The following is a 1,376-nucleotide window of genomic DNA, read 5'->3' as shown; positions in this document are numbered from 1 at the left end:
AATAGGAGCGGTAGTTTGAAGATGAGCTTGGCTGAAAGCATTACAATTTCGAGAATAAAAATGGTACTGAAAGTAGCAGGGCGCCCGATATAATCAGACAAAGTTGCCCATATCAAACGTCCAAAGCCATTGAAAAGGCCTATGATTCCAACCATAATTGCGGCTGTTTGGACAGACATGCCGGTCATACTTTGAGCCATGGGGGATGCAGCTGAGACAAGGCCGATCCCGCATGTAATATTGATAAATAACATTATCCAAAGAAAAGTGAAGGATTTAGTTTTGAGGGCTTGGTTAGCTGTTAGCTCCGGTCCTCGGGTTAGACGTGTTCCCTTTTTTTGAGAAATGCTATTTTCAGTAGTGCTTGATAGTGCCAGATTTGGACGAACAATAAACTGTGCAGCGAGCAGCATAATAACAAAATAAAATGTTCCTAAGAGATAGAATGTTTGTTCAAGACCAACACTAGCCATTAGCTGTTGAGCAACAGGACCAGTCAGCATTGCTGCAAAACCAAATCCCATAATAGCTAACCCCGTTGCTAAACCGCGTTTGTCTGGAAACCATTTAATAATTGTTGATACAGGGGTAACGTATCCTGCTCCCAGTCCTAAGCCGCCTATGACACCATATGAGAGATATAATAGCCAAATTGAATTTTGATGGATAGCCCAACCAGTCATAATGGTTCCAGTTCCGTAAAGAAAGCTAGCAATAGTTCCCGTTAGTCTAGGGCCTATTTTTTCAACGACTTTGCCCATAAAGGCGGCTGACATTCCCAAGAAGAAAATAGCGATACTAAATGCAAGAGCGACTGAGGATTCTGCCCAACCATTTTGTTTTGCAATTGGATTAGTAAAAACACTCCAAGCATAAACGGAACCAATCATTAAATGAAACATGACACCTGCAAACGCAACAACATAGCGATTTGTTTTCAATACCTATTCCTCCATTTTTGATAGTATACGAATAAGTATACGAATAATTTAAACGTTGTTAACAACCATTGTTGTCATATAATAATAATATCACATTGATTATCACATTTAAACAATTAAATTTTAGTATAAGACGAATTTTAACGTTGGCTAATGAAAAGTACATTTAAGTTAGCTATAGTACTGGGAAAAAACAAATTACGGTTGCTGTTTTTGAACAAATAAAAAAGCACAGGGAACCTAAAGTGCTCCATAATTGTTAGACAAGAAATCTAACAGTTATGGAGCACTTTAAAAGTTATGCTTATTTTGGTTCTGTTGCGAAGTTTGAAAATCAAACTCGCCCTCTCTGAACTCCAAATATCTTAGGCTGGTATTCCCATTAATACCTTGATTTCAGTAGACACCGCAAAGCCGAAGAGCGTTCCATTTCTT

General features: G+C 38.4%; 1 protein-coding gene. It reads right to left on the bottom strand.

All coding sequences use genetic code 11. The annotated features are described in order from the left end of the window. On the bottom strand, positions 1–941 hold a 941-nt coding region (locus tag ABZ857_RS44230; protein WP_357056966.1), incomplete at its 3' end, for an OFA family MFS transporter. Positions 942–1,376: the final 435 nt, after the last annotated feature.

Source organism: Microbispora sp. NPDC046933, from assembly GCF_040644635.1.
Lineage (GTDB): Bacteria > Actinomycetota > Actinomycetes > Streptosporangiales > Streptosporangiaceae > Microbispora.
The sequence above is the reverse complement of the archived record's forward strand: the minus strand, read 5'-3'. Positions and strand labels throughout refer to the sequence as shown.